General features: G+C 67.9%; 21 protein-coding genes. 7 read left to right on the top strand and 14 right to left on the bottom strand.

What is annotated here, in order from left to right; translation table 11 throughout:
* Positions 1-28: 28 nt before the first annotated feature.
* The gene (locus VEC11_RS15790) at positions 29-1,495 is read left to right on the top strand and encodes an aldehyde dehydrogenase family protein (protein WP_464133893.1); all 1,467 of its coding nucleotides are present in this window, start codon (positions 29-31) and stop codon (positions 1,493-1,495) included.
* 2 nt (positions 1,496-1,497) lie between these two features.
* On the opposite strand, the gene VEC11_RS15785 is transcribed toward VEC11_RS15790, so the two are convergent.
* The 7 genes from VEC11_RS15785 to VEC11_RS15755 form a co-directional block, all read right to left on the bottom strand.
* Positions 1,498-2,712, bottom strand: coding sequence for a tetratricopeptide repeat protein (locus tag VEC11_RS15785; protein ID WP_464133890.1), 1,215 nt, complete (start codon positions 2,710-2,712; stop codon positions 1,498-1,500).
* Positions 2,713-2,806: 94 nt separating this feature from the next.
* Positions 2,807-4,009, bottom strand: a complete 1,203-nt coding sequence (locus VEC11_RS15780) for a hypothetical protein (protein ID WP_464133887.1) — start codon at positions 4,007-4,009, stop codon at positions 2,807-2,809.
* A gap of 38 nt (positions 4,010-4,047) precedes the next feature.
* The gene (locus VEC11_RS15775; protein WP_464133884.1) at positions 4,048-5,313 is read right to left on the bottom strand and encodes a hypothetical protein; all 1,266 of its coding nucleotides are present in this window, start codon (positions 5,311-5,313) and stop codon (positions 4,048-4,050) included.
* A 97-nt stretch (positions 5,314-5,410) separates the two neighbouring features.
* Positions 5,411-6,091: a cyclic nucleotide-binding domain-containing protein gene (locus VEC11_RS15770; protein WP_464133881.1), complete on the bottom strand. Its 681-nt coding sequence runs from the start codon at positions 6,089-6,091 to the stop codon at positions 5,411-5,413.
* A gap of 19 nt (positions 6,092-6,110) precedes the next feature.
* A complete protein-coding gene (locus VEC11_RS15765; RefSeq protein ID WP_464133878.1) occupies positions 6,111-6,794 on the bottom strand; it encodes a hypothetical protein in 684 nt (227 codons plus the stop codon).
* Positions 6,795-6,801: 7 nt separating this feature from the next.
* Positions 6,802-8,799 (bottom strand): CHASE2 domain-containing protein, encoded by a 1,998-nt coding sequence (locus tag VEC11_RS15760; RefSeq protein ID WP_464133876.1) that lies wholly within the window; start codon positions 8,797-8,799, stop codon positions 6,802-6,804.
* 83 nt (positions 8,800-8,882) lie between these two features.
* Positions 8,883-9,953: a phosphotransferase family protein gene (locus VEC11_RS15755; protein ID WP_464133873.1), complete on the bottom strand. Its 1,071-nt coding sequence runs from the start codon at positions 9,951-9,953 to the stop codon at positions 8,883-8,885.
* Between the two features lie 302 nt (positions 9,954-10,255).
* Between VEC11_RS15755 and VEC11_RS15750 the strand changes: the two genes are divergently transcribed.
* From VEC11_RS15750 to VEC11_RS15730, 5 genes are all read left to right on the top strand, one after another.
* Entirely contained in the window at positions 10,256-10,390 is a 135-nt protein-coding gene (locus VEC11_RS15750) for a hypothetical protein (protein ID WP_464133869.1), read from the top strand.
* 138 nt (positions 10,391-10,528) lie between these two features.
* A complete protein-coding gene (locus VEC11_RS15745) occupies positions 10,529-11,521 on the top strand; it encodes a HEAT repeat domain-containing protein (RefSeq protein WP_464133867.1) in 993 nt (330 codons plus the stop codon).
* The gene (locus VEC11_RS15740) at positions 11,509-12,447 is read left to right on the top strand and encodes a transposase (RefSeq protein WP_464133863.1); all 939 of its coding nucleotides are present in this window, start codon (positions 11,509-11,511) and stop codon (positions 12,445-12,447) included. Before VEC11_RS15745 ends, VEC11_RS15740 begins: the two co-directional genes overlap by 13 nt.
* Positions 12,448-12,641: 194 nt before the next feature.
* A complete protein-coding gene (locus tag VEC11_RS15735) occupies positions 12,642-13,214 on the top strand; it encodes a tetratricopeptide repeat protein (RefSeq protein ID WP_464133860.1) in 573 nt (190 codons plus the stop codon).
* Between the two features lie 73 nt (positions 13,215-13,287).
* Positions 13,288-13,929: a superoxide dismutase gene (locus tag VEC11_RS15730; RefSeq protein WP_464133856.1), complete on the top strand. Its 642-nt coding sequence runs from the start codon at positions 13,288-13,290 to the stop codon at positions 13,927-13,929.
* Here VEC11_RS15730 and VEC11_RS15725 read toward each other — a convergent pair.
* From VEC11_RS15725 to dapF, 7 genes are read right to left on the bottom strand one after another with little or no spacing between them, the layout of a single operon-like run.
* Complete coding sequence (locus VEC11_RS15725) at positions 13,926-14,858, bottom strand: hypothetical protein (RefSeq protein WP_464133852.1); 933 nt, start codon at positions 14,856-14,858, stop codon at positions 13,926-13,928. The genes VEC11_RS15730 and VEC11_RS15725 overlap by 4 nt on opposite strands.
* Before the next feature lie 35 nt (positions 14,859-14,893).
* Positions 14,894-15,673, bottom strand: a complete 780-nt coding sequence (locus VEC11_RS15720) for an ABC transporter permease (RefSeq protein WP_464133846.1) — start codon at positions 15,671-15,673, stop codon at positions 14,894-14,896.
* Entirely contained in the window at positions 15,670-16,614 is a 945-nt protein-coding gene (locus VEC11_RS15715; protein WP_464133842.1) for an ABC transporter ATP-binding protein, read from the bottom strand. The genes VEC11_RS15720 and VEC11_RS15715 overlap by 4 nt, the downstream gene beginning before the upstream one ends.
* A complete protein-coding gene (locus VEC11_RS15710; protein ID WP_464133839.1) occupies positions 16,611-17,237 on the bottom strand; it encodes an inner membrane-spanning protein YciB in 627 nt (208 codons plus the stop codon). Before VEC11_RS15710 ends, VEC11_RS15715 begins: the two co-directional genes overlap by 4 nt.
* Positions 17,234-18,160 (bottom strand): signal recognition particle-docking protein FtsY, encoded by a 927-nt coding sequence (ftsY, locus tag VEC11_RS15705; protein ID WP_464133833.1) that lies wholly within the window; start codon positions 18,158-18,160, stop codon positions 17,234-17,236. The genes VEC11_RS15710 and ftsY overlap by 4 nt, the downstream gene beginning before the upstream one ends.
* On the bottom strand, positions 18,157-19,440 hold the full coding sequence (mtaB, locus tag VEC11_RS15700; protein WP_464133827.1) for a tRNA (N(6)-L-threonylcarbamoyladenosine(37)-C(2))-methylthiotransferase MtaB: 1,284 nt from the start codon (positions 19,438-19,440) through the stop codon (positions 18,157-18,159). Before mtaB ends, ftsY begins: the two co-directional genes overlap by 4 nt.
* Positions 19,437-20,216: a diaminopimelate epimerase gene (gene dapF / locus VEC11_RS15695; protein WP_464133823.1), complete on the bottom strand. Its 780-nt coding sequence runs from the start codon at positions 20,214-20,216 to the stop codon at positions 19,437-19,439. Before dapF ends, mtaB begins: the two co-directional genes overlap by 4 nt.
* A 206-nt stretch (positions 20,217-20,422) precedes the next feature.
* Between dapF and ffh the strand changes: the two genes are divergently transcribed.
* Positions 20,423-21,781 (top strand): signal recognition particle protein (gene ffh, locus VEC11_RS15690; RefSeq protein WP_464133820.1); only part of this gene is annotated, 1,359 nt, incomplete at its 3' end.

The following is a 21,781-nucleotide window of genomic DNA, read 5'->3' as shown; positions in this document are numbered from 1 at the left end:
CCTGAAGGGGAGGGGTGGAGATGCGACAATGGTGAAGCTGAAGGACGTCTACCCGCTCTACCTCAACAACGAGGCGCAGCAGCCCAATGCTGACCTCGAGGTCACCGACAAATATACGGGCGAGATCGCCTTCCGCGTCGCGCAGGCCGATGCGGCGACGATCGATGCCGGCATCCAGGGTGCGGTCGAGGCGGCGGAGCCGATGGCGCGGCTGCCCTCCTACCAGCGCCAGGCCGTGCTCCAGCATTGCGTGGACCGGTTCAGGGAGCGGTTCGACGAGCTGGCTTTTGCGCTCTGCGTCGAGGCGGGGAAGCCGATCAAGGACAGCGAGGGCGAGGTCACCCGGCTGATCGACACCTTCCGGATCGCCGCCGAGGAAAGCGTGCGGATGACCGGCGAGGTGCAGCCGCTCGACATCAGCCCGCGGGCGAAGGGCTATCAGGGGATCTGGAAAAGGGTACCGATCGGGCCGTGCAGCTTCGTCTCACCGTTCAACTTCCCGCTCAACCTCGCCGCGCACAAGATCGCGCCGGCGCTGGCCGTCGGCTGCCCGTTCGTGATGAAGCCGGCGAGCCGGACCCCCTTGGGGGCGATCATCATGGGCGAGGTGCTGGCCGAGACCGACCTGCCCAGGGGCGCCTTCTCCATCCTTCCCGCGCACCGTGAAGGGGCAGACCTGTTCACCACCGACGAGCGCCTCAAATTGCTGAGCTTCACCGGCTCGCCGGCGGTCGGCTGGGACCTGAAGGCCCGCGCCGGCAAGAAGAAGGTGGTGCTGGAACTGGGCGGCAATGCGGCGGTGATCGTCGACAGGGACGCAGACCTCGCCGACGCGCTGGAGCGCGTGATCTTCGGCGCCTTCTACCAGTCCGGCCAGTCCTGCATCGGCGTGCAGCGCATCCTGATCCACGCGGACGTCTATGACGAATTCCGCGACATGCTGGTCGCGAAGACGAAGACGCTCGTCGCCGGCGATCCCAAGGACCGGAACGTCTTCATCGGCCCGATGATCTCGGAGGGGGAGGCGAAACGGCTCGCTTCCTGGATCCAGGAAGCGGTGGGGAAGGGGGCGACGCTGCTCTGCGGCGGCGGCCGCGACGGCGCCATGCTCGAGGCGACCCTGCTGGAGAATGTCGACCGCAACACCAGGCTCAACATCGAGGAGGCGTTCGGGCCGGTCGCTTTCCTGATCAGGTTCGACGACTTCGATCACGCCCTGGAGATCGTGAACGACTCCAAGTTCGGCCTCCAGGCCGGCATCTTCACCCGCGATCTCTTCCAGATGTTCGACGCCTGGGACCGGCTCGAGGTCGGCGGCGTGGTGATCAACGACGTGCCCAGCTACCGCGTCGACAACATGCCCTATGGCGGGGTCAAGGATTCAGGCCTCGGCCGCGAAGGCATTCGCTTCGCGATGGAGGACATGACCGAGATCCGGAATCTGGTGATCCGGCGCCGCGACGAAGGGCCGCCCGGGCGCCAGACGGGCGAATAGGCTCAGCCGCTGGTCGGCCGCCCCGCCGGCGCCGGCGGGCGGGTCGGGATGACCAACTCGGGCGGCGGCTCGCCCGTCGAAAGATCGTAATATTCGACGCGGGCGCGCTGGCCCCGCTGCATGATCCGCGTGCCGCTCACACGCTCCAGATCGGCGGTATAGGTGTAGCGTTCCAGCCGGAAGGTCGGCGTGTTGTCGGTCGCGACCGTATAGCGGCGGCCGCGGATCGAGCGGAGCAGGGGCTCGGCCCAGTCGATATTGCCGCGCTGACGGATGACCTCGAGCCCGTCGACACGGCCGTCCGGCATCACCCAGAAGCCGACGTCGATCCAGGTGCGGTCGAACGTGTCCGGGATGCGGGTGTTGACGTTGACGGTGCCCCCTTCCTCGATCGTCTCGCGGGCCTGCAGCACATAGGGCGGCGAGAAGACGAGGGCGCGGCGGCCGGTGTCGCGCCGGGCGAGCTCGGCGACGAGCTGGTCGGCGCGGCGGGGATCACCCTGGTCGCGATAGATGCGCGCGAGCAGGATCTGCGCGCCGACTGCCCGCATCCGGTTCGAGGGGTCGCGCGTCATTTCGAGCAGCCGGGCGCGGGCCGGGCCGTACGGGGCGAGCAGATAGGAAATCCAGGTGCCGCGCAGCTCGGCGAGGCTGGCGACGTCGGGCCGGTTGGCGGCGCGGGCGGCGCGGGCGAGGTCCTCCAGCTCGGCGCGCGCCTCCTCGAGCCGGCTGGCCCTGGTATAGGCTTCGGCCACTTCCAGCCGCGCGGTGAAATGGCGGTAATCCTCGGTCGGGATGCCCTGCTGCAGCGTGCGCCGGACGTCGAGCGTCGAGCGCAGGCTCTCGTCGCCGCGGCCGAGATGGCGCGAAACCCGGGCGCGGGAGCGGTAGAGATCCGCGACCGGCTCCGGATATTGCCGCGCATGGCGGCGGTTGCGGTCGAGCGACTGCAGGATGGTGCGGCGCGCGCCCTCATATTCGCCGGCCTCGAACTCCACCTCGGCGAGCGCCAGCGAGGCGTCGACATCCTCGTTGGGCGGGCAGCCGCGGGCGAGGCAGGCGCGCAGGCGGTCGCGGAAATCCTGGATGCGGCGGCCGGTGACGGTCACCTCCTGGCCCTCGCCGGATTGTGGCTGGGCGCTCCGGGCGAAAGCCGGCGCGGATGGCACGGCGAGAAGCGGGGCGACGAGCAAGGCGATCAGCAAGGCGGTACGCATGGCATCACTCCAGGGCCTGGGGGCGGCTTTACCCGCACGCCCAGGCCATTGAAAGACCACACCGCAGATTCGGCAAGCCCGATCAGCCCCGGGCTCAGGTGGCCGGGCGGCCTCCCGGGCGTGGCGCCGCCGCCGCCGCGGTTTCGGCAGTGGTCGTCAGATCGAGATATTCCACCCGCGCGCGCGGCGAACGCACATAGAGGCGCGAGCCGGTCGTCTGCACGAAGGTCGACGTGTAGGTGTAGCGCTCGATCTTGTAGGTCGCTTCGGGCGCGCCGGCATAGCGCCGGCCGCCGATCGCATCGAGCAGGGGTCGCGACCAGCTCGCATCGGCACCGCGCCGCAGAATCTCGACCTCCGAGACCCGGCCGTCCGGACCGATCCAGAATCCGACGTCGATCCAGCCATTTTCCATGTCATCCGGAATCTGCAGGTTCGTCGAGAGCGAGCCAATGTCCATATCGTCCCCTTCCATCCTGGCCTGTTGGGCAAGCTGGAAGCGGGGCGAGAAGAGCAGCCTGCGGCGGGCGCCCGCGGCCGAGGTGCGCGCAATCTGCGCGAAGAGCTGGTCCGAGCGCGCAATATTGCCTTCGTTGCGATACAGCCGGGCGAGCGCGAGGCGGGCGCCGGTGGCGCGGAGGCGGTTGGCCTCTCCCTCGAGGTTCGCCCATTGCTGCAGGCGCCAGCGCGCGTCACCGCCGCCGGGAATGGCCATGAGCTCGTAGGCGAGCTCACGCAGTTCCGCCATCACCACGACGTCTTCGCGGCCCGCGGCGCGCGCAGCCTCGACCAGTTGATGCAAGGCCCGCTGCGCCCCGGTGAGGCTGCCGTTGAGCATCTGCATTTCGGCGATCTCGAAGCGGGCGGTGAAGTGGCGATAATCCTCTTGCGGGATTCCCGCCTGCAGCGCGTTCAGGATGTCGAAGGCGGCGAGCCGCGCCTCGCGGTCGTAGCCGATATGGCGCGCGAGCCGGGTCTGGACGCGGTAGAGATCCGATACGGGCACCGGGAAGGCGCTTGCCTGTCCGCGATTGCGGCCGATCGAGGCGCGGACCACCGAGCGGGCGTCGCGATACTCGCCGTTGAGAAACAGGCTCTCCGCGAGCGCCAGGGTGGCGTCGACATCCTCGTTCACCGGGCAGCGCCGGGCAAGGCAGGCGGCCAGCCGGTCGCGATAGCGCTGGAGATTCTGGCCCACCACGGTGACGGTCGAGCCGTCGGAGCGGTAGTCCTGGGCGGCGGCGGGCGTAGCGGTCAGCGCGAGAGCGGGCAGAGCAAGGATGGCAAAACGGCGCATTACGGTCTCCTTTCCCGGTCTTGATGTCCTTCCGGCCGTCAGGCGGCAGGCCGGCCGCCGTCTCCCTCGGGCCGCGGCGGCGGTCCGGGAAGCTCGTCGCTGGTGGTGAGATCAAGATATTCGACCCTGGCGCGCGGCGATTGCTGCATCATCCTGGTGCCCGTCGCCTCCCTGTAGCCCGCCGTATAGGTATAGCGTTCGAGCCGGTAGGTCGGCTCCGGACCGCGCGAATAGACGCGGCCGCGGATCGCCTCGAGGAGCGGCTCGGACCAGCTCGTCACGCCGCTACCGTTGCGGACGATTTCCAGGCCCGTGACGCGCCCGTCGGGCATCACCCAGAAACCGACGTCGATCCACTTGTCGCGATAATTCTGCGGTATGCGGTGAATAGTGCTGCCGAGGCCGACCGCCATCCGGGTCGCATCCGGCCCGCCGGCGCTGGCGATGACGTCGCCGCTGTCCGCAACCTCCTGCTGCGCGAGCTGATAGGATGGCGAGGAAATCAGCCGCCGCCGCGGGCTGCTGCGCCTGGCGAGCGCGGCCAGCAGCGCGTCGGCGCGCGCGGCCTCGCCATTGGCCCGATACATGCGGGAAAGCAGCACGGTGGCGCCAACCTGGCGAAGGCGCTGGGCGGGATCGGTGATCGCGGCCATAGCCTCGAGCCGGCGCCGAGAATCGCCCTGACGGCTGACGATATAGTCGAACCAGATCGTCCTCAGTTCGGCCATCACGGCCACATCCTCGCGGCCATTGGCGCGTGCGATCGCGATCAGCTCGCCAAGCTCGCGGCGCGCCCGGTTGGCATTGCCCATCGCCATCTGCAGGTCGGCAATCTCCAGGCGGGCGGTGAAGTGACGGTAATCCTCGCGAGGAATCCCCAGCTGCAGCGAGCGCAGGATATTGTCGGTCGAACGCGCGGCCTGGGCGTCGAAGCCGAGGTGCCGCGACAACCGGCTGTTGACCCGGTACAGGTCCGCCACGGGCTCCGGATGGCGCGCCGCCTGGCGCCGGTTACGGCCCAGCGAAGCGAGGACGGTGGACCGCGCCTCGTCATAATCGCCTTCCAGGAACAGCACCTCCGTCAGCGCCATGGTCGCGTCGACATCCTCATTCACCGGACAGCGCCGGGCGAGGCAGGCCGCGAGCCGGTCACGATAGGTCTGGATGCGCGCGCCGGTGACGGTGACCGACTGGCTGGAGGGCGGTCTCTCCTGCGCCATTGCGGGCATGGCGGCCAGCGCGAGAACGGCGGCGGGGACGGCGAGAAGGACCGCAGTGAGACCGGTGACGAGGGCCAGGCGCATGGCGAACTCCCCCTTCTGCTTTTCCCGCCGATCCTATCGCAAGATCATGATTTTGAAAGAACTATTATTCGCCGAAACAGATTGACCGGATCAGGGGTCAGTGCGGCGCGGCGGCGCCCGCGGCGCCCGCGATGGTGCGGTTGGAGGCGCGCAGCTTTGCCTTCAGTACGGTGGCGAAGCCATGCTCGATCGCCCGGCGAATGTCCTCGTGCGCCTCGACATAGGGCCTGAGGTCCTCCGCCGGCGCGCACCAGAAGCGGGACGGCCGGGTGAGGATCACGGTCGCGGTCGCAGTCTCGCCGGAGAGCACGGTGAGCTCGCCGATCAGATCGCCGGGCCCGCAATGGCCGACCTCGACGCCTTGGCACATCACCCGCGCGTCGCCGTCGGCGAGATAATAGAGATGCTCGACCGGCTCGCCCTCGCGGGTCAGGGTGTCGCCGGCCCGGCCCGAGATCCAGACGCCTTGGTCGACGAGATGGCGCGCGCGGCTGCGCGGCAGGCCGTCGAACAGGCTGTCCATCATATGCTGCTCGTCCGGCGTGAAGCGCACCGCGCTGTCCCGCCAGATGCGCCGGCCGACGATCGCCGCAGCGAGCAGGACGAGAATGCCGCCCAGAATGGCGTCGGCGACATCGCCCGTGAGCAGGGCCTGGACCAGCCAGATGACGCCCACGCCGCCGATCAGGCTGCGCGCCAGGATCGGCCGCTTCACGAGCACGGCCGCACAGAGCAGCAGGAAGATGGCCAGATGGAGGAGCAGCCTGGTCAGGACCATGTTGCCCCCCGTGCGAGGATCAGTTGCTCGCCGTCTGCTGCGGCTGGCTCTCCACGAGCACGTCGAGTTGGCCCTGGCAGCCATTGGCAATCAGGGCCGAGGCGACGCCTTCCACGTCGCGCGGCTCGGTGGCCAGCACGCGGAAGGTGATGGTCACCGGCACGGCGACGCCGGGCTGGGTGATCGTGTAGGTCCCGCCGTTGGCGACCGGCGCGCCGGGCCAGGCGAAGGTGGGCTCGTTCGCCGCCCAGTTGATCGTCCGCGTCCCGCCCGGGCCGGTGATGGTGTAGCGCACCGGCGCGGTGGCATCGGCGCGCCAGAGGATGACGCGGTTCGCATTGGTCAGGCAGAAGGTGCCGCTCTGGGCGACGTCGACATGCCAGATGGTCAGGCCGGTCGGGAGGATACCGGCGTCGCGGACCGCGCCGATACGGGCGATGCGGCCGTCGCTGGTGACGGTGGTGCCGCTCGCGACCCGCATATTGGGCGAGAAGGTGCCGGGCCCGCGGAAGGTGCGCGTGCCGCCATTGGCGAGGATCGTCACCATGTCGCCCGCGCGCAGGGTGATCCGGGCATTGTCGGGGAGCGACCGGCCCGCGCGGTAGCTGGCTGCGGACGGTCCGCTCGAGCGCACGACCAGGACGTTGGCGGCAGCCGGCGCCGCCAGCCCGAACAAAGCGGCGGCGATCAGGCCGCGCCGCAAGATCTTGCTATTTGGACCCCAGGACAAAGTGACCTCCAGAACCGACTTCGCGGCATCTATAGACGAAATATTGCAGCGCCGCATCCTCCTTATGGTCGGCGGCGATTGCCTCAAGCTGAACGAGCGCCTCTCTGTCGCCTGCGTCGAAGCGTGCCCAGACGTCGTTGAGTTGAGCGACAAAAGCGGGCTCGAGATCGGGCGCCGGCTCCCAGACCATGACCGGCGTCGCCCGGCCGGACAGCACGATCCGGCCCATCGGCCGGAAAAAATCGAGGCTGCTCTCCCGCTTCGCCTCGTCGCTGACCAGCATGGTCGTCTTCAGCGCCTTGTTGGCCGATTCCAGCCGCGCGGCCGTGTTCATCGCGTCGCCGAGGGCCGTGTACTGAATCCGGCCCTCGCCGCCGAAATTGCCGACCACCGCCTCGCCCCGATGCAGGCCGACGCGGGTGACGCCGATCGGTGGAATGTCCTCGCCGGCAATCTCGCGCGCCTTGCCGCGGAAGGCCTCGCCAGCTTCGTACATGGCGCGGCCCGCACGCACCGCCCGGTCGGGGTCGTCCGCCCGGGCGATCGGCGCCCCCCAGAAGGTGACGAGCGCATCGCCGACGAACTTGTCGAGCGTCCCGCCATGTTTGAGGACGATGTCGCTCATCACGTCGAGATAATTGTTGAGCAGCTTCGACAAGGTCTCCGGCGTGATCGCGTGGCTGAGCTTGGTGAAGCCCTCCAGGTCGGTGAACAGGGCGTAGATCTCGGTCTGCTCGCCGTGCAGGGCAAGCTGCTCGGGATTGCGCATGATCTCCTTCGCGACGTCCGGCGGGAGATACTTGCCGAGCGCGGACTGAGCGAAGCGCCTTTGCTCTGAGCCGATGGCGCGGGCGGCGGTGCCGACGCCGATAAAGGCAAGCAGCCAGCCGCCGACCCAGCCGAAGGCCGGCAGGTCGATCGTGTCGACCCGCATGGCCTGGAGCTGGAACGGAAGCCAGGCGAGGATCGCCGCCTGCACGGCAAGCGCAAGCGCGAGCTTCCAGCCGCGCGGATCGAAGAAGCCGGTGAGGCCGCCCGCGGCGACGGCGACGAACGCCGCCAGCCAGAGCACCCAGACCGGAATCGCGGCCGGCATCCGGCCGTCGAGCTGCTGCGCAAGCATCTGCGCGTGGACCTCCAGCCCCTTCATCCGGCGGTCCGTGAAGCGGGTCATCGGCGTCGAATAATCGTCCAGGTCGTTGATATCGCCGCCGATGAGGATGTAGCGGCCCTCGATCTGCGAGCGCAGGCCCTCGCCCGCATCCCGCACGAGCTGGATCGGGAAATTGGTGAAGACCGGCACCTCGTCCGAGCCCGGCAGCCGGAAATCGATGCTGCGCGTGTAGGTCTGGAACGCGGGATGCGCCGCGGTCAAAGCGTTGGCCATGAGCGGCGGCAAGCCCTCTCGCGCCGAGGGCCATCGCCGCACGACGCTGTCGGCGTCGGTTTCCTGGCGAATGCTGGTCGGGCGAACCGGCCCGGGCGCCGCCTGGCGCAGGAAGCCGCGCAGGAATTGCTCCTGTTCGAAGCTGATCTGGTCCGGGTTCCGCTCGCTCGACGCATAGGCAAGGAAGACCGGCGTGCGCATCTGGCGGAGGACCTGGAGCAGCTCCGCATCTTCCTGCTGCGTCTGGTCGATCAGGATGTCGATGGCGATCGCCCGGGGACGCTGCGCGTCGAGCGCGCGCAGGGCCTGCGCAAGCAGGCGCCGGTCGAGCGGGGAGCGTTTCTGCAGCTCTGCGAGCGTGTCGTCATTATAGGTGACGAGCGTGATGCGCGGATCATTCTCCAGCACGCGTTCGGCGGAGCGGTAGAAGCGCCAGTCGTACAGCCCGCGCTCGGCGTCGCCGGCGAGCGGGAGCTGCCAGGAATAGCGGGCGAGGTAGAGGCCGCCGGCAAGAAAGAGCAGGACGAGGACGAGGCGGATCGCGCCGATCTGCGCGATCGCCCGCTTCAGCCTGGTGCCCGCCGCAGCCATTCGCCTCCCCCGCCTGCTTGCGGGGAGGGATAAAGCGAAAGCCACATCGAGTCATCCCGGCGAAGGCCGGGACCCACGCACCCTTATGCCGCCCCGGCCCGCACCGCCTGCGCCCAGCCCAGCTCGGCGAGCGGCTCGAGCGTCGCGGCGGTGGCGGCGGCATGGGCGGAGGCGGCGGTGCCGCGGACGATGCGGCCTTTGATGCCGTGGACGATGCCCGCGAGCCGGAAGAGGTTGAAGGCCATGTAGAAATCGAGGTCGGGAATGCCGTCGCGGTTGGTGCGCCGGCAATAGGCGTCGACATAATCTTCCTCGCCCGGGATGTTCAGTGCGGCGAGGTCGAGCCCGGCGAGGCCGGTGGTGATGCCTTCGGGCATCCGGTACATCATCAGATGATAGGTGAAGTCGGCGAGCGGATGGCCGAGCGTCGACAGCTCCCAGTCGAGCACCGCCAGCACGCGCGGCTCCGTGGCGTGGAAGATCATGTTGTCGCAGCGAAAGTCGCCATGGATGACGCGCGGCTGCGGCTCGTCCGGCGGCAGATTGGCGGGCAGCCATTCCACGAGCCGGTCCATCGCCGCGACCCGCCCGGCCTCGACGTCGCTTTCATATTGCTTCGACCAGCGGGCGATCTGGCGCGCGAAATAATTGCCGGGCTTGCCATAATCGCCGAGCCCGGCCGCCTCCGGATCGATCCGGTGGAGGGCCGCCAGGGTCGCATTCATCGCGTCGAAATAAGCTGGCCGGTCGGCGGCCGGCAGCTCCGGGAAGGCGGTGTTCCAGAAGATCCGGCCCTCGACCATCTCCATCACGTAAAAGGGTGTGCCGATGACGCTCTCATCTTCGCACAGGCCGTAACTCCTTGCGACCGGAAAACCTTGGTTTCCCAAAGCGGTTATGACGCGATATTCACGTTCAATCGCATGTGCGCCGGGCAGCAATTTACCCGCCGGCTTGCGCCGCATCACATAGGCCCGGCCGGGGGTGATGAGCTTGTAGGTCGGGTTGGACTGGCCGCCCCGGAACTGCTCGACCGTCAGCGGACCCGCATAGTCGGCGACATGGTCCCGGAGCCAGGTCTCCAGCGCCCCGCTGTCGAAGCCCTGGCCGGGCCGAACGGCGCCGCTGCCGCTGTTCTGCGCGCTTCTGTCCATCCCTGTTGCCTGCCCCAGTCTCTCCTTCGGCTCAAGCGCATAAAATTTCTGTCTGGATTCAACTGGTTCCAAGAAAAGTAAAAATATTTTTAGGGTTACCGACATGTTTACGAATGTGGCGGGACTAAAGCAGACGGAAAGGTATGGGCATGGTCCCGTGCGGGCTTCCGGAGGGTCGCGGGCTTATTTTTTGCCCGGTCGCGACGGAAGCGCCCAAGCCGCCGGCGGTTTTTGGCCGAACCGTAGGTGCCCAGGCCTTTCCTCCTTTGTCGGGGGTCGACAAGTTTCAGAGGGGAACGATGATGAAGAAGAAGATCGATATCGCCGCCATTCCGGAGCTCAACACCAGCGTCGGCATGCACGGCTCGGTCAAGCAGAAGGAGGTCGGTGGACCTCTGTGCCTGGGCGTGGTCATCGCGATCATCATCGGGATCTGAGAGCTTCGGACCCTGAACTGCGCTTGGCGAGGGGCGGAGACGTAGCAGCGTCTCCGTCCCTTTCACATCCGCAGCGCAGGGCCTAAGCCAGAGTCCCGATGGACGACTCCGCAGCCATGCGGGGGAAGGGTTGATGCGATGATTGCCGGCGCAGCGCTTGCCGCCTGGCTGGCCGATCGCGACGCGCAGCAGCGCTCGCGCGATGCGGTCGATGCGGTGTCCCTGACCTGGGCCCGCCATTCGTTGATGACCGATCTCGAGACGCGGCTGGCGGCGCTGCCCGAACGCAGCGCCGCCGCCGTCCTCGATGCCGCCCGCGCCTTCATCGACCGCGAGGCGGACATTGCCGCCCTGCTCCAGGATATGCTCGCCGGCAGCCGGGCGGATCCCTTTTTCCGGCCGCCGCTCCACCCGGTGTCGAGCGACGTCCAGGCCGGGCTGCTGCTTTTTCACCACCGCGACCTTTCGATCTCGCTGGGCGTCTCCGGCGCGGACATGCTCGCCGCCAAGAAGGCCGGCCCGCGTGGTGCGTCATCGATCAGCTTCACCGGCATTACCGGCCTGTTCCGCTTCGTGAAGGCGGGCGGTGCGACGCTCTCCTTCTGGGAGGCGCCGCCGATCGACGTGAATTTCGTCGCCGCCAGGGCGGGCAGCTGCCGCTTCGTCGAGCGGCGCCGGATCGCGGACGGCGAGGAGATCGTGCTCGACGGCCGCTGCCAGAGCTTCGTGATCGAGCATGCCGCCTCCGACATCCTCTATTTCCACGCCATGGTCCGGCCGGAGGCGGCGCCGCTCTCGGCCGAATATGACAGCAAGACCCTGGCCTTCGTCGGCGCGAGCAGCACCGACGAGACCGCCTCGCGCATCCAGATGATGGTCTCGCTGCTCAGGACGATGGAGCGCGAGGATGCCGCGCCCCTGATCGTCGAGGCCCTCGCCAGCCCGCATTTCTACACGCGCTGGCACGTGATGCGCGAATTGCTCGCGCTCGACGCCGAGGCTGCGCATCCGCATTTGGCGCGCATGGCCGGGGCCGATCCCCATCCCGAGGTCCGGGCCGCCGCCCGCCAGACCCTCGACCTGTTCTTCGCGGACGAGCCCGCGCCGGAGAATGCCCAGTGCCGCGCGTGATCGATTGCCCGACCGAGGAGAGCTGGGAGCTGGCCGAACTGGTCGAGGCCCTGGAGACGGGCGGCTTCGACAGCGACGACGAGGAGAATTTCGCCTCCTGGGGGACCCAGCTCCGCAAGCTCGCCAACAACCGCCGCTTCCTGGCCGAGATGATGATGACGGAACTGAAGCAGCGCTGCGCCGGCCAGCTCAAGGACAATCAATATTCCGCGCAGGTCGTGCTGCTCCACGCCCATCCGCGGTCGAACTTCGTGCTGCGCGCCAATTTCTGGCCCGCCATGAAGGACAGCATCGTGCGCCATTCGGGCCCGGACCCGTTCTTCTACGGCGTGCCGCACGACCATAATTTCTCGTTCCTCACCGTCGGCTATCTGGGGCCCGGCTACTGGAGCGACTATTACGAATATGACTATGGCCAGGTGGTCGGCTATCCGGGCGAGCCGGTGAACCTGCGCTTCGTCGAGAAGGCGCGGCTGGAGCAGGGCAAGGTGATGCTCTACCGCGCCCACAGGGACATCCACCTGCAGCTGCCGGCCGACGCCATGTCGGTCAGCCTCAACATCCTGGAAGCCTCGCACAGCAGCGTGTTCCGCGATCAGTACCAGTTCGACCTGGAGGGCTCGACCATCGCCGGGATCATGACCCGGACCTCGCTCGAGCCGATGCTCGGCCTGGCCGCCCATTATGGCGGCGAGGAGGGCGAGGACCTGCTCCGCAGCTTCGCCGCCTCCCATCCGAGCGAGCGCGTGCGCTGGGCCGCGCTGAAGGCGCAGGCGGCGGCCGCGGCGGATCTGGACGGCCGGATCGCCGTGCTCGAGCGCGGCACCCGCGCCGATTCACGGCTGGTCGGGGCGATGGCCCGGCGGGAAATCGGCCGGCTGGAGGCGGCCCGCGCCTGGCTCGCGGGCGCGCATCTTTCCCAATAATCGCCATCCCGGACCCGACCCTGGACCCCCTCCGTCAGGCGCGTCAAAGCGTTTCGTCGAAAAACTGGCCCGCTCGCGGGACAAATGGCGTACACAAGGATCGGGCTGCTCCCCGGGTTGCGACCGATCGGTCGCTGCTTGACGCCCGACGAGGACGGGGCGGCCCTGGTGGGCTGTCTTGGAGGGAGTCGATCATGATCAACCGCTTCTATCTGCTCGGTGCCGCCGCCGGTCTTGCCGCCTGTGCCGGTGCCTTCACCGCACCCGCGTCGGCTTCCGTCATGATACTCGGCAATACCGACGCCAGGATGTGCTTCCTCGCTGCGGACAGCCCGATGCTGCCGATGGCGCGGGACCTGCGCCGCTGCGACGATGCGCTGACCCGCGACAGCCTGTCCGCCTATGAAGTGGTGGCGACCCACGTCAATCGCGGCATCCTGCGCCTTCGCCGCGGGCAGATCGACGCGGCGATCACGGACTTCGACCGGGCGATCGAGCTCGATCCCAACCAGCCCGAAGCCTATCTCAACAAGGGCGCGGCCCTGCTGCGGCGGGAGAATGCGGGCGAGGCGATGAACCTGTTCACCATCGCGCTCGAGCGCAACACGACCCGGCCGGCGCTGGCCCATTATGGCCGCGCCGTCGCGAACGAGACGCTCGGCAATCTGAGCGCGGCCTATCGCGACTATACGGCGGCGAGCAGGATCGATCCCGAATGGCGGCAGCCGCGCGAGGACCTCTCCCGCTTCCGGGTGGTGAGCCAGTAATTACGGGAACGATCCGGCTCCCCGACGGTTGGCCCTGCGCGGGCAAAGGGCCCGCGCAGGAGATCGTTTCCCGATGAGTTTCACCCTTCCTGATCTGCCCTTCGCCAAGGATGCGCTGGGCCAGTACATGTCCGCCGAGACGTTCGATTATCATCACGGCAAGCATCACAAGGCCTACGTCGACAAGCTCAACGGCTTCGTCGCCGAAAAGGGGTTGCGCGGGTCGCTGACCGACATCATCCGCCAGGCTAGGGCCGACGGCGACAAGGCCGTCTTCAACAATGCCGCCCAGCACTGGAATCACAGCTTCTTCTGGCAGTGCCTCGCCCCGCCCGAGGGGCAGACGCCGGAGGGCAGGCTCGCGCAGCTGATCGCGAGCGCCTTTGGCGGGATCGACCCGATGCTCGCCAGGCTCAAGGAGGAAGCGGTCGGCCATTTCTCCAACGGCTGGGCGTGGCTGATCCTGGACCGCGACGAGCTGAAGATCACCTCGCTGCACGACGCCGACACGCCCGTGGTCCACGAAGGGATGAAGCCTTTGCTCACGCTCGATGTGTGGGAGCATGCCTATTATATCGACTATCGCAACGAGCGGCCGCGCTTCGCCGAGAGCGTGCTCGGCAATGTGATCAACTGGGAGTTCGTGGCCCAAAACCTCGACGGCGACGGCGTTGGCCGCGCCGACCAGGAGGCGGCGAGCGAGGCCTTCGCCTAGCGCTCGCCGTCGCCCAGCCTGTCCGCCATGTTCAGCACGACGGTGCCGCGCTGCTGCTGAGGTCCCCAGGTCGGATCGACGCTGTAGAGCGCGCGCAGCCAGGCGATGTCCTGCCGCGTCAGCGCGGTCGGGCGGCGCTCCGGCGGGCAGGCAGGGTTCATCAGGTTGAGAATGGTGTCGGTCGCGTCGCAGCCTTCCGCGACCGGCGTCTGCGCGAAGGCGAGATAGGCCAGCAGCTCGGCGATGGCGTCGGCCTCCGCACCGGCGACGATGCGCGTGTCGGCGAGGATCAGCACATGGGTAAGCCCGCTGGCGATCCCGTTGCCGAGCCGGCTGCCGGCCGCGCCGCCGGGGGCGCGAACCCCCGCCTGATCAACCACCTCGGGCCGGTAGCCTTCCGGATCCATTCGCCCCGAGCCGAGCGGCGCCATGGTTGAGGTCACGTACCAGGCCTGGACCGGCTGGCGGATGCGCATCGTCTCCTCGCGCCGCGCGACATAATGGAAGCCGATCACCTGCGGATTGCGCCGCACCGCCCGCGCCATCATCGCCTCCGGCTCGGCGGTGAAGCCGATACGCACGTTCGGCGCGCAGCGTTCGGCGCGGTTGGTGGGGATGCCGAGGCCGTCGGCAATGTCCATGATCCTGGTGGCGACGCGGGCGCCGAGCGCGGGCGGCAGGCCGCCGGTGCGCACGCAGATCGGCCGGTGCCAGCGCGCCAGCTGGCCGATCCGGGTCCTGACCGCATGCGTATCGAAGAAACGCGACGCCTCGCGCCGCCGCTCTGCCTCCGTCGCCTCCCGCTCGCCGGTGACGGTGACCGACTGACCCTCCTCACTGGGCGGCGGCGGGGATGACTGCTGCGCGGCGAGCGGCATCGCGAGGCAGAAGGAGGCGCAAAGCCACGGGAGCGGATGAAGAAATCTCATCGTCTCGGCCCTCTCGGAGCGTTGCTTTCCTTCTATCAGGTCTTCAGGCGGTAGCCAGTCCGGAAGATCCACCAGACGATGCCGAGGCAGACGAAGAAGAAGCCGAGCGTCGCAGCCAGGCTGACGCCCACGCCGATGTCGGTGGTGCCGTAGAAGCTCCAGCGGAAGCCCTCGATCAGATAGACGACCGGGTTGAAGTGGGTGATCGTCTGCCACGGCTCGGGCAGCATGGTCACCGAATAGAAGGCGCCGCCGAGGAAGGTGAGGGGCGTCACGATCAGCATCGGGATGAACTGAATCTGCTCGAAATTCTGGCCCCAGATGCCGATGATGAAGCCGAACAGGCAGAAGGTCGTCGCGATCAGGATGAGGAAGGCGGCCATCCAGAAGGGGTGGAGGATCTGGATCGGCACGAAGAAGGCGGCCGTGGCGAGGATCACCAGCCCGAGCACGATCGACTTGGTCGCCGCCGCGCCGACATAGCCGATCACCGTCTCGAACGGCGAGACCGGCGCCGAGAGCAATTCGTAGATCGTCCCGGTGAACTTCGGGAAGAAGATGCCGAAGCTGGCGTTGAAGATGCTCTGCGTGAAGAGCGAGAGCATGATCAGCCCGGGCACGATGAAGGCACCATAGGGCACGTTGCCGGTGGCGCCGGGCTGGATCGAGCCGCCGATCGCCGCGCCGAACACGATGAAATAGAGCGAGGTGGTGATGACCGGCGTGACCAGGCTCTGCCAGATGGTGCGGATCGCCCGCGACATCTCGAACTTGTAGATCGCCCAGACGGCGTGGCGGTTGATCAGCCCGCTCATGCGTTCGCCGCCTCTTCTCGCTGCTGGTGGACGAGGCTGACGAAAATCTCCTCGAGCGAGCTCTGCCTGGTGTGCAGGTCCTTGAAGCCGATGCCGAGGTCGCTCATCCGCCGGAGCAGGGAGGGGACCCCGGTCCGCTCGGCATTGGCGTCGAACGTGTAGAGCAATTCATGGCCCTCGGCCTGCAGGACGAGATTCCATTCGGCGAGCTCGGGCGGGACCGTCTCCATCACGTCGGAGAGATTGAGGGTCAGCTCCTTGCGGCCGAGCTTGCGCATCAAAGCCTTCTTCTCCTCGACCAGGATCAATTCGCCCTTGCGGATCACGCCCACCCGGTCGGCCATCTCCTCGGCTTCCTCGATATAATGGGTGGTGAGGATGATGGTGACGCCGTTCTCGCGCAGGTGGCGGACCAGCTCCCACATGTCGCGGCGCAATTCGACGTCGACGCCGGCGGTCGGCTCGTCGAGGAAGAGGATCTCGGGTTCGTGGGAGAGCGCCTTGGCGATCATCACCCGGCGCTTCATGCCGCCCGAAAGCTCCATGATCTTCGCGTCCTTCTTCTCCCAGAGGGAGAGGTCGCGCAGGACCTTCTCGATATGCCTGGGATCGGGCGGATAGCCGAACAGGCCGCGCGAGAAATTGACCGTCGCCCAGACCGTCTCGAAGGCGTCGGTGGTCAGCTCCTGCGGCACAAGCCCGATCCGGCGGCGCGTCTCCTTATAGTCGCGGCCGATGTCGAAGCCGGCGACGGTGACGCTGCCGCTGCTCGCGGTGACGATGCCGCAGACGATCGAGATCATCGTCGTCTTGCCGGCGCCGTTGGGGCCGAGCAGGGCGAAGATCTCGCCCTTCTCGATCTCCAGGTCGACGGGCTTCAGCGCCTCCACGCCGGTGGCGTAGGTCTTGGTCAAACCCTTGATGGTGAGGACCGCGCTCATTCGGGCGGCAGGTCCGGCGTCCCGGCGGGCTTCTCGTCGCCGAGCCCGTGACGCAGCAGCATGGGGACGTTGGCGGCGGCGAACAGGAAGGTCGCCGGGATGAAGAACCAGAGCTTGAACGCGACCCAGGTGTCGGTGCTGGTCATCCGCCAGACGATCTCGTTGATCACCGCCATGGCGAGGAAATAGGCGATCCAGTTGCGGGTCAGCAACGTCCAGCCGCGCTCGCGCAAGCCCGGATAGGCGGTGCCGAGCACGATCTTCAGGAAGTTGCGGCCGGTGTAGAGGCCGAAGAAGAGCAGGCCCGCCACGGTCAGATAATAGATGGTCGGCTTGATCTTGATGAAGGTCTCGTTCTGCAGCCAGAGCGTGAGCCCGCCGAAGATCACCACCATGACGCCCGAGAACCAGAGCATCGGCGAGATCTTGCGGTAGCGCGCGACCGAGAAGGCCATGGCCGCGATCATCGCCACCATGAAGACGCCGGTCGCCCAGTAGATGCGCTGCTCCTGCGGGACCGGGGCGAGGAAGTTGGTCAGGAAGAAGAGCAGCAGCGGCCCGTAATCGATCAGCAGGGTGCCGCCGAGGCCGGGCTTGCGGGTCTGCGTGGCGGCACCGGTCATGCCGCGGCTCCGGCAATGGCGCGCGCGGCGAGGGCGGGATCGAACGGGCGCAGGTCGTCCATCCCCTCGCCGACGCCGATGGCGTGGATCGGGAGGCCGTATTTTTCCGCCGCAGCGACCAGCACGCCGCCGCGCGCGGTGCCGTCCAGCTTGGTCATCACCAGGCCGGTGACGCCCGCCACCTCGCGGAACACCTCGATCTGGGAGAGGGCGTTCTGCCCCGTCGTCGCGTCGAGCACGAGCACCACGTCATGCGGCGCCGCCGCATTGAGGCGGCCGAGCACGCGCCGGATCTTGGCCAGCTCGTCCATCAGGTCCTTCTTGTTCTGCAGGCGGCCGGCCGTGTCGACGATCAGCACGTCGATGCCCTCGGCGGTCGCCTTCTTGACGCCGTCATAGACGATCGCCGAGCTGTCCGAGCCTTCGGGGCCGGCGATGATCGGCACGTTCGCCCGGTCCGCCCAGATCTTCAGTTGCTCGATCGCGGCGGCGCGGAAGGTGTCGCCGGCGGCGAGCAGGACCGAATAATCCTGCTCCTCGAAGAGATGGGCGAGCTTGGCGATGGTCGTGGTCTTGCCCGAGCCGTTCACGCCGACGACGAGGATCACCTGCGGGCGCGGGAAGGCGTCGATCTCGAGCGGCTCGGCGACGGGCTGCAGGATCTTCTCCAGCTCCTCGGCGACGACGGCGCGGACCGCGGCCTCGGTCAGGCCCTTCTCGAATCGTTCCCCGGCCAGCCGCTCGCGGACTTTCGCGGCGGTGGTCGGGCCGAGATCGGAGGCGATCAGCGCCTCCTCGATCTCGTCCAGCGTCTGCGCGTCCAGGCTCGCTTTGGTGAACAGGCCGGAGAGATTGTCGCCGAGCCGGTCCGAGGTCTTGCGGAAGCCGGCGCGCATGCGCTCCAGCCAGGAGGACTCGCTCATGCAGGCACCCCGACGAGAGTGCCTTCTTCCATGCCCGTGACTTTTACGTCGACGATTTCCCCGTCACCCCAGCGCAGGCTGGGGTCCATGCTGACTGCGCCTGGATGCCAGCCTTCGCTGGCATGACGGAGTCGCACGGGGGCGAAATTCTCAGCGTGACCAAAATTGTCTTTCTCAAGCAAAATCTTCTGCCTCGTCCCTACCAAGCCTTCTAGCCAAATTTCCTTCCGCCGCGCGCAGGCCTCCCGGAGCTTCCGGGCCCGTTCCTTCGCCACCCCGGGAGAAACCCGGGGCATGCGCGCCGCCGGGGTGCCACGCTTCGGCGAGAAGGGGAAGATGTGGCCCATGACGATGTCGCATTCCTCGACGAGGCGCAGCGAATTTTCGGCCATTTCGTCCGTCTCGGTCGGGAAGCCTGCGATCAGGTCGGCGCCGATCGCGATCTCCGGCCTCTTCGCCTTCAGCCGCGCGACCGTCCCGACCGCGTCCGCGCGCGAATGACGCCGCTTCATCCGCTTCAGCACCATGTCGTCGCCGGCCTGGAAGCTCATATGGAGGTGCGGCATGAAGCGTGGCTCCTCCGTGGCCAGCGCGAACAGCCGCTCGTCCAGCTCGATACAGTCGAGCGAGGAGAGGCGCAGGCGCGGCAGCTCCGGGACATGCGTCAGGATGCGCTCGATCAGCTGGCCGAGGCTCGGGCTGCCGGGCAGGTCCGGGCCGTAGGAGGTGACGTCGACGCCGGTCAGCACGACCTCGTTGAAGCCCTCGCCGACCAGCGCCCTGATCCGCTCCACCACCAGCCCGGCCGGCACCGAGCGGCTGTTCCCGCGGCCATAGGGGATGATGCAGAAGGTGCAGCGATGGTCGCAGCCATTCTGCACCTCGACAAAGGCCCGCGACCGCTCGGCGAAGCCGGTGAGCAGGTGCGGCGCCGTCTCGCGGACCGCCATGATGTTGGAAACTGCCAGGTCCGGCGCCTCCGGCAGGAAGGCGCGGAAATCGAACTTCTCGCGGTTCCCCAGCACCCGGCTCACCTCGGGCATCCGCGCGAATTCCTCCGGCTCCACCTGCGCGGCGCAGCCGGTCACAATCACCCGCGCCTCCGGCCGGGCGCGCTTGGCGCGGCGGATGGCCTGGCGGGTCTGGCGCACGGCCTCGTTGGTGACCGCGCAGCTGTTGACGATGATCAGATCGTCTTCCGCTCCGGCAAGCGCCCGCATGGCCTCGCTCTCGGCCATGTTCAGCCGGCAGCCGAGGGTGATGACCTCCGGACCGCTCACAGGTCCATCTCGCCCGAGAAGACGAAGGCGGCGGGCCCGCTCATCCGGATGGTCCCGCCCGGTTCCCAGGCGATGGTGAGGGTGCCGCCGGGCAGGTGCACGTCGACCGGGCTCGTCACCAGCCTGCGCCGGATCGCCGCCACCGCCGTGGCGCAGGCGCCGGTGCCGCAGGCCCGGGTGAGGCCGGCGCCGCGCTCCCAGACGTTGAGGTGGATCGCATTGTCCGCCACCGAGGCGACGTTGACGTTCACCCGCTCCGGGAAGAGCGGGTCGTGCTCGATGATCCGCCCGAGCCCGGCGAGCGAGACCGCGTCCGCCTCGGGCACGAAGAAGACGACGTGGGGATTGCCGACATTGACCGCCGCGGGCTCCTGCAATTCCTCCCAGCCCACGGGCATGGCGGCCGTGTCCATCGCATAGGCGAGCGGGATTTCCTCCCAGCCGAATTTCGGGGCGCCCATGTCGATCCCCTCGGGGTCGCCTTTCAGCAGGCCGCCTTTGGTCTCGATCGTGGTGCTGCCGCCCTCCAGCTTCACCACGCAGCGCGTCGCATTGCCGCAGGCTTCCACTTCGCTGCCGTCGGCGTTCCAGATCCGCATACGAAGATCGGCGACGTCGGAGGGCTCCAGCAGGATCACCTGGTCGCAGCCGACGCCGGTCCGCCGGTCGGCGATCGCCCGGGCGCGCGCGGCATCCATCGCCACCGCGCCCCGGCGGGCGTCGAGGATCACGAAGTCGTTGCCGAGCCCGTGCATCTTGATGAAAGGCTGCGCCATCGCCGGTGCATCTAGGGAGGGGAGGGCATTCAGTCCACCTTCGGGTAGCGCGAATGCTTGCCTTCGCCGGCCTTTCCCCCTATGTGCCCGCCATCCCGATGACGGGTGAGTGTCGACGCGTCGATGACGCACGCTGGCCGGCGAGGTTTCGCCCGCCGGCGTTTTTTGCTTGGCGCCCGCCCCGTCGGACCGATGTGGAGAAGTGAATGTTCGAGAGCCTGAGCGATCGTCTGAGCGGCGTCTTCGACCGGCTGCGCGGCCGCGGTGCGCTGAGCGAGGGCGACGTGCGCGAGGCCATGCGCGAGGTGCGCATCGCCTTGCTCGAGGCCGACGTCGCGCTCCCCGTCGTCCGCGAGTTCGTCGACCGGGCGACCGAGCAGGCCGTCGGCCAGCAGGTGCTGCGTTCGGTCACGCCGGGCCAGCAGGTCGTCAAGATCGTCCATGACGCGCTGGTCGAGATGCTCGGCGCCGAGCAGGCGGACCTCCAGCTCGAGGTCACGCCGCCCGCTGTCATCATGATGGTCGGCCTGCAGGGCTCGGGCAAGACCACGACCACCGCCAAGCTCGCCAAACGCCTGACCGAGAAGGACCGCAAGAAGGTCCTGATGGCCTCGCTCGACGTCGCCCGCCCGGCCGCGCAGGAGCAGCTCGCCGTGCTCGGCCGCCAGGCCGAGGTCGCGACCTTGCCGATCGTCCCCGGCCAGCAGCCGGTCGAGATCGCAAAGCGCGCGCTCAACGCGGCGAAGCTGCAGGGCTATGACGTGCTGATGCTCGACACGGCGGGCCGGCTCCATGTCGACCAGGCGCTGATGGACGAGATGAAGGCGGTGGCCTCCGCCTCCGCCCCGAACGAGGTCCTGCTCGTCGCGGATTCGATGACCGGCCAGGACGCGGTCAACGTCGCCAAGAGCTTCACCGACCAGATCGAGCTGACCGGCGTGATCCTCACCCGCATGGACGGCGACGCCCGCGGCGGCGCCGCGCTCTCGATGCGCGCGGTCACCGGCAAGCCGATCAAGTTCGCCGGCACGGGCGAGGCGATCGACAAGCTCGAGCCTTTCCATCCGGAGCGGGTCGGCGGCCGCATCCTCGGCATGGGCGACGTGGTCAGCCTGGTCGAGCGCGCGCAGGAGACGATCCAGGCCGAGGAGGCCGAGGCGCTCGCCAGGAAGATGGCGAAGGGCCAGTTCGACCTCAACGACCTCAGGAACCAGCTCCGCCAGATGCAGAAGATGGGCGGGCTCGGCGCGCTCGCCTCGATGCTGCCCGGCATGAACAAGATCAAGAACCAGGTGAACGAGTCGGGCGTACTGGAGGGCAATGTGCTCGGCCGGCTCGACGCGATCATCGGCTCGATGACGCCGAAGGAGCGGCTGAAGCCGGACCTGCTCAACGCGAAGCGCAAGATTCGCGTGGCCAAGGGCTCGGGCACGACGGTGCAGGAGGTGAACCGCCTGCTGAAGATGCACCAGGAAATGTCCACCGCGATGAAGAAGATCAGGAAGATGGGGGGGCTCGGCAAACTCGCGGCCATGTTCGGCGGCGGGGGCGGCATGGGCGGCCTC

Origin of the sequence: Allosphingosinicella sp. (assembly GCF_035626655.1) — a bacterium.
Lineage (GTDB): Bacteria > Pseudomonadota > Alphaproteobacteria > Sphingomonadales > Sphingomonadaceae > Allosphingosinicella.
Note: the sequence above shows the minus strand (reverse complement) of the source record. Positions and strands in the feature narration are given on the sequence as shown.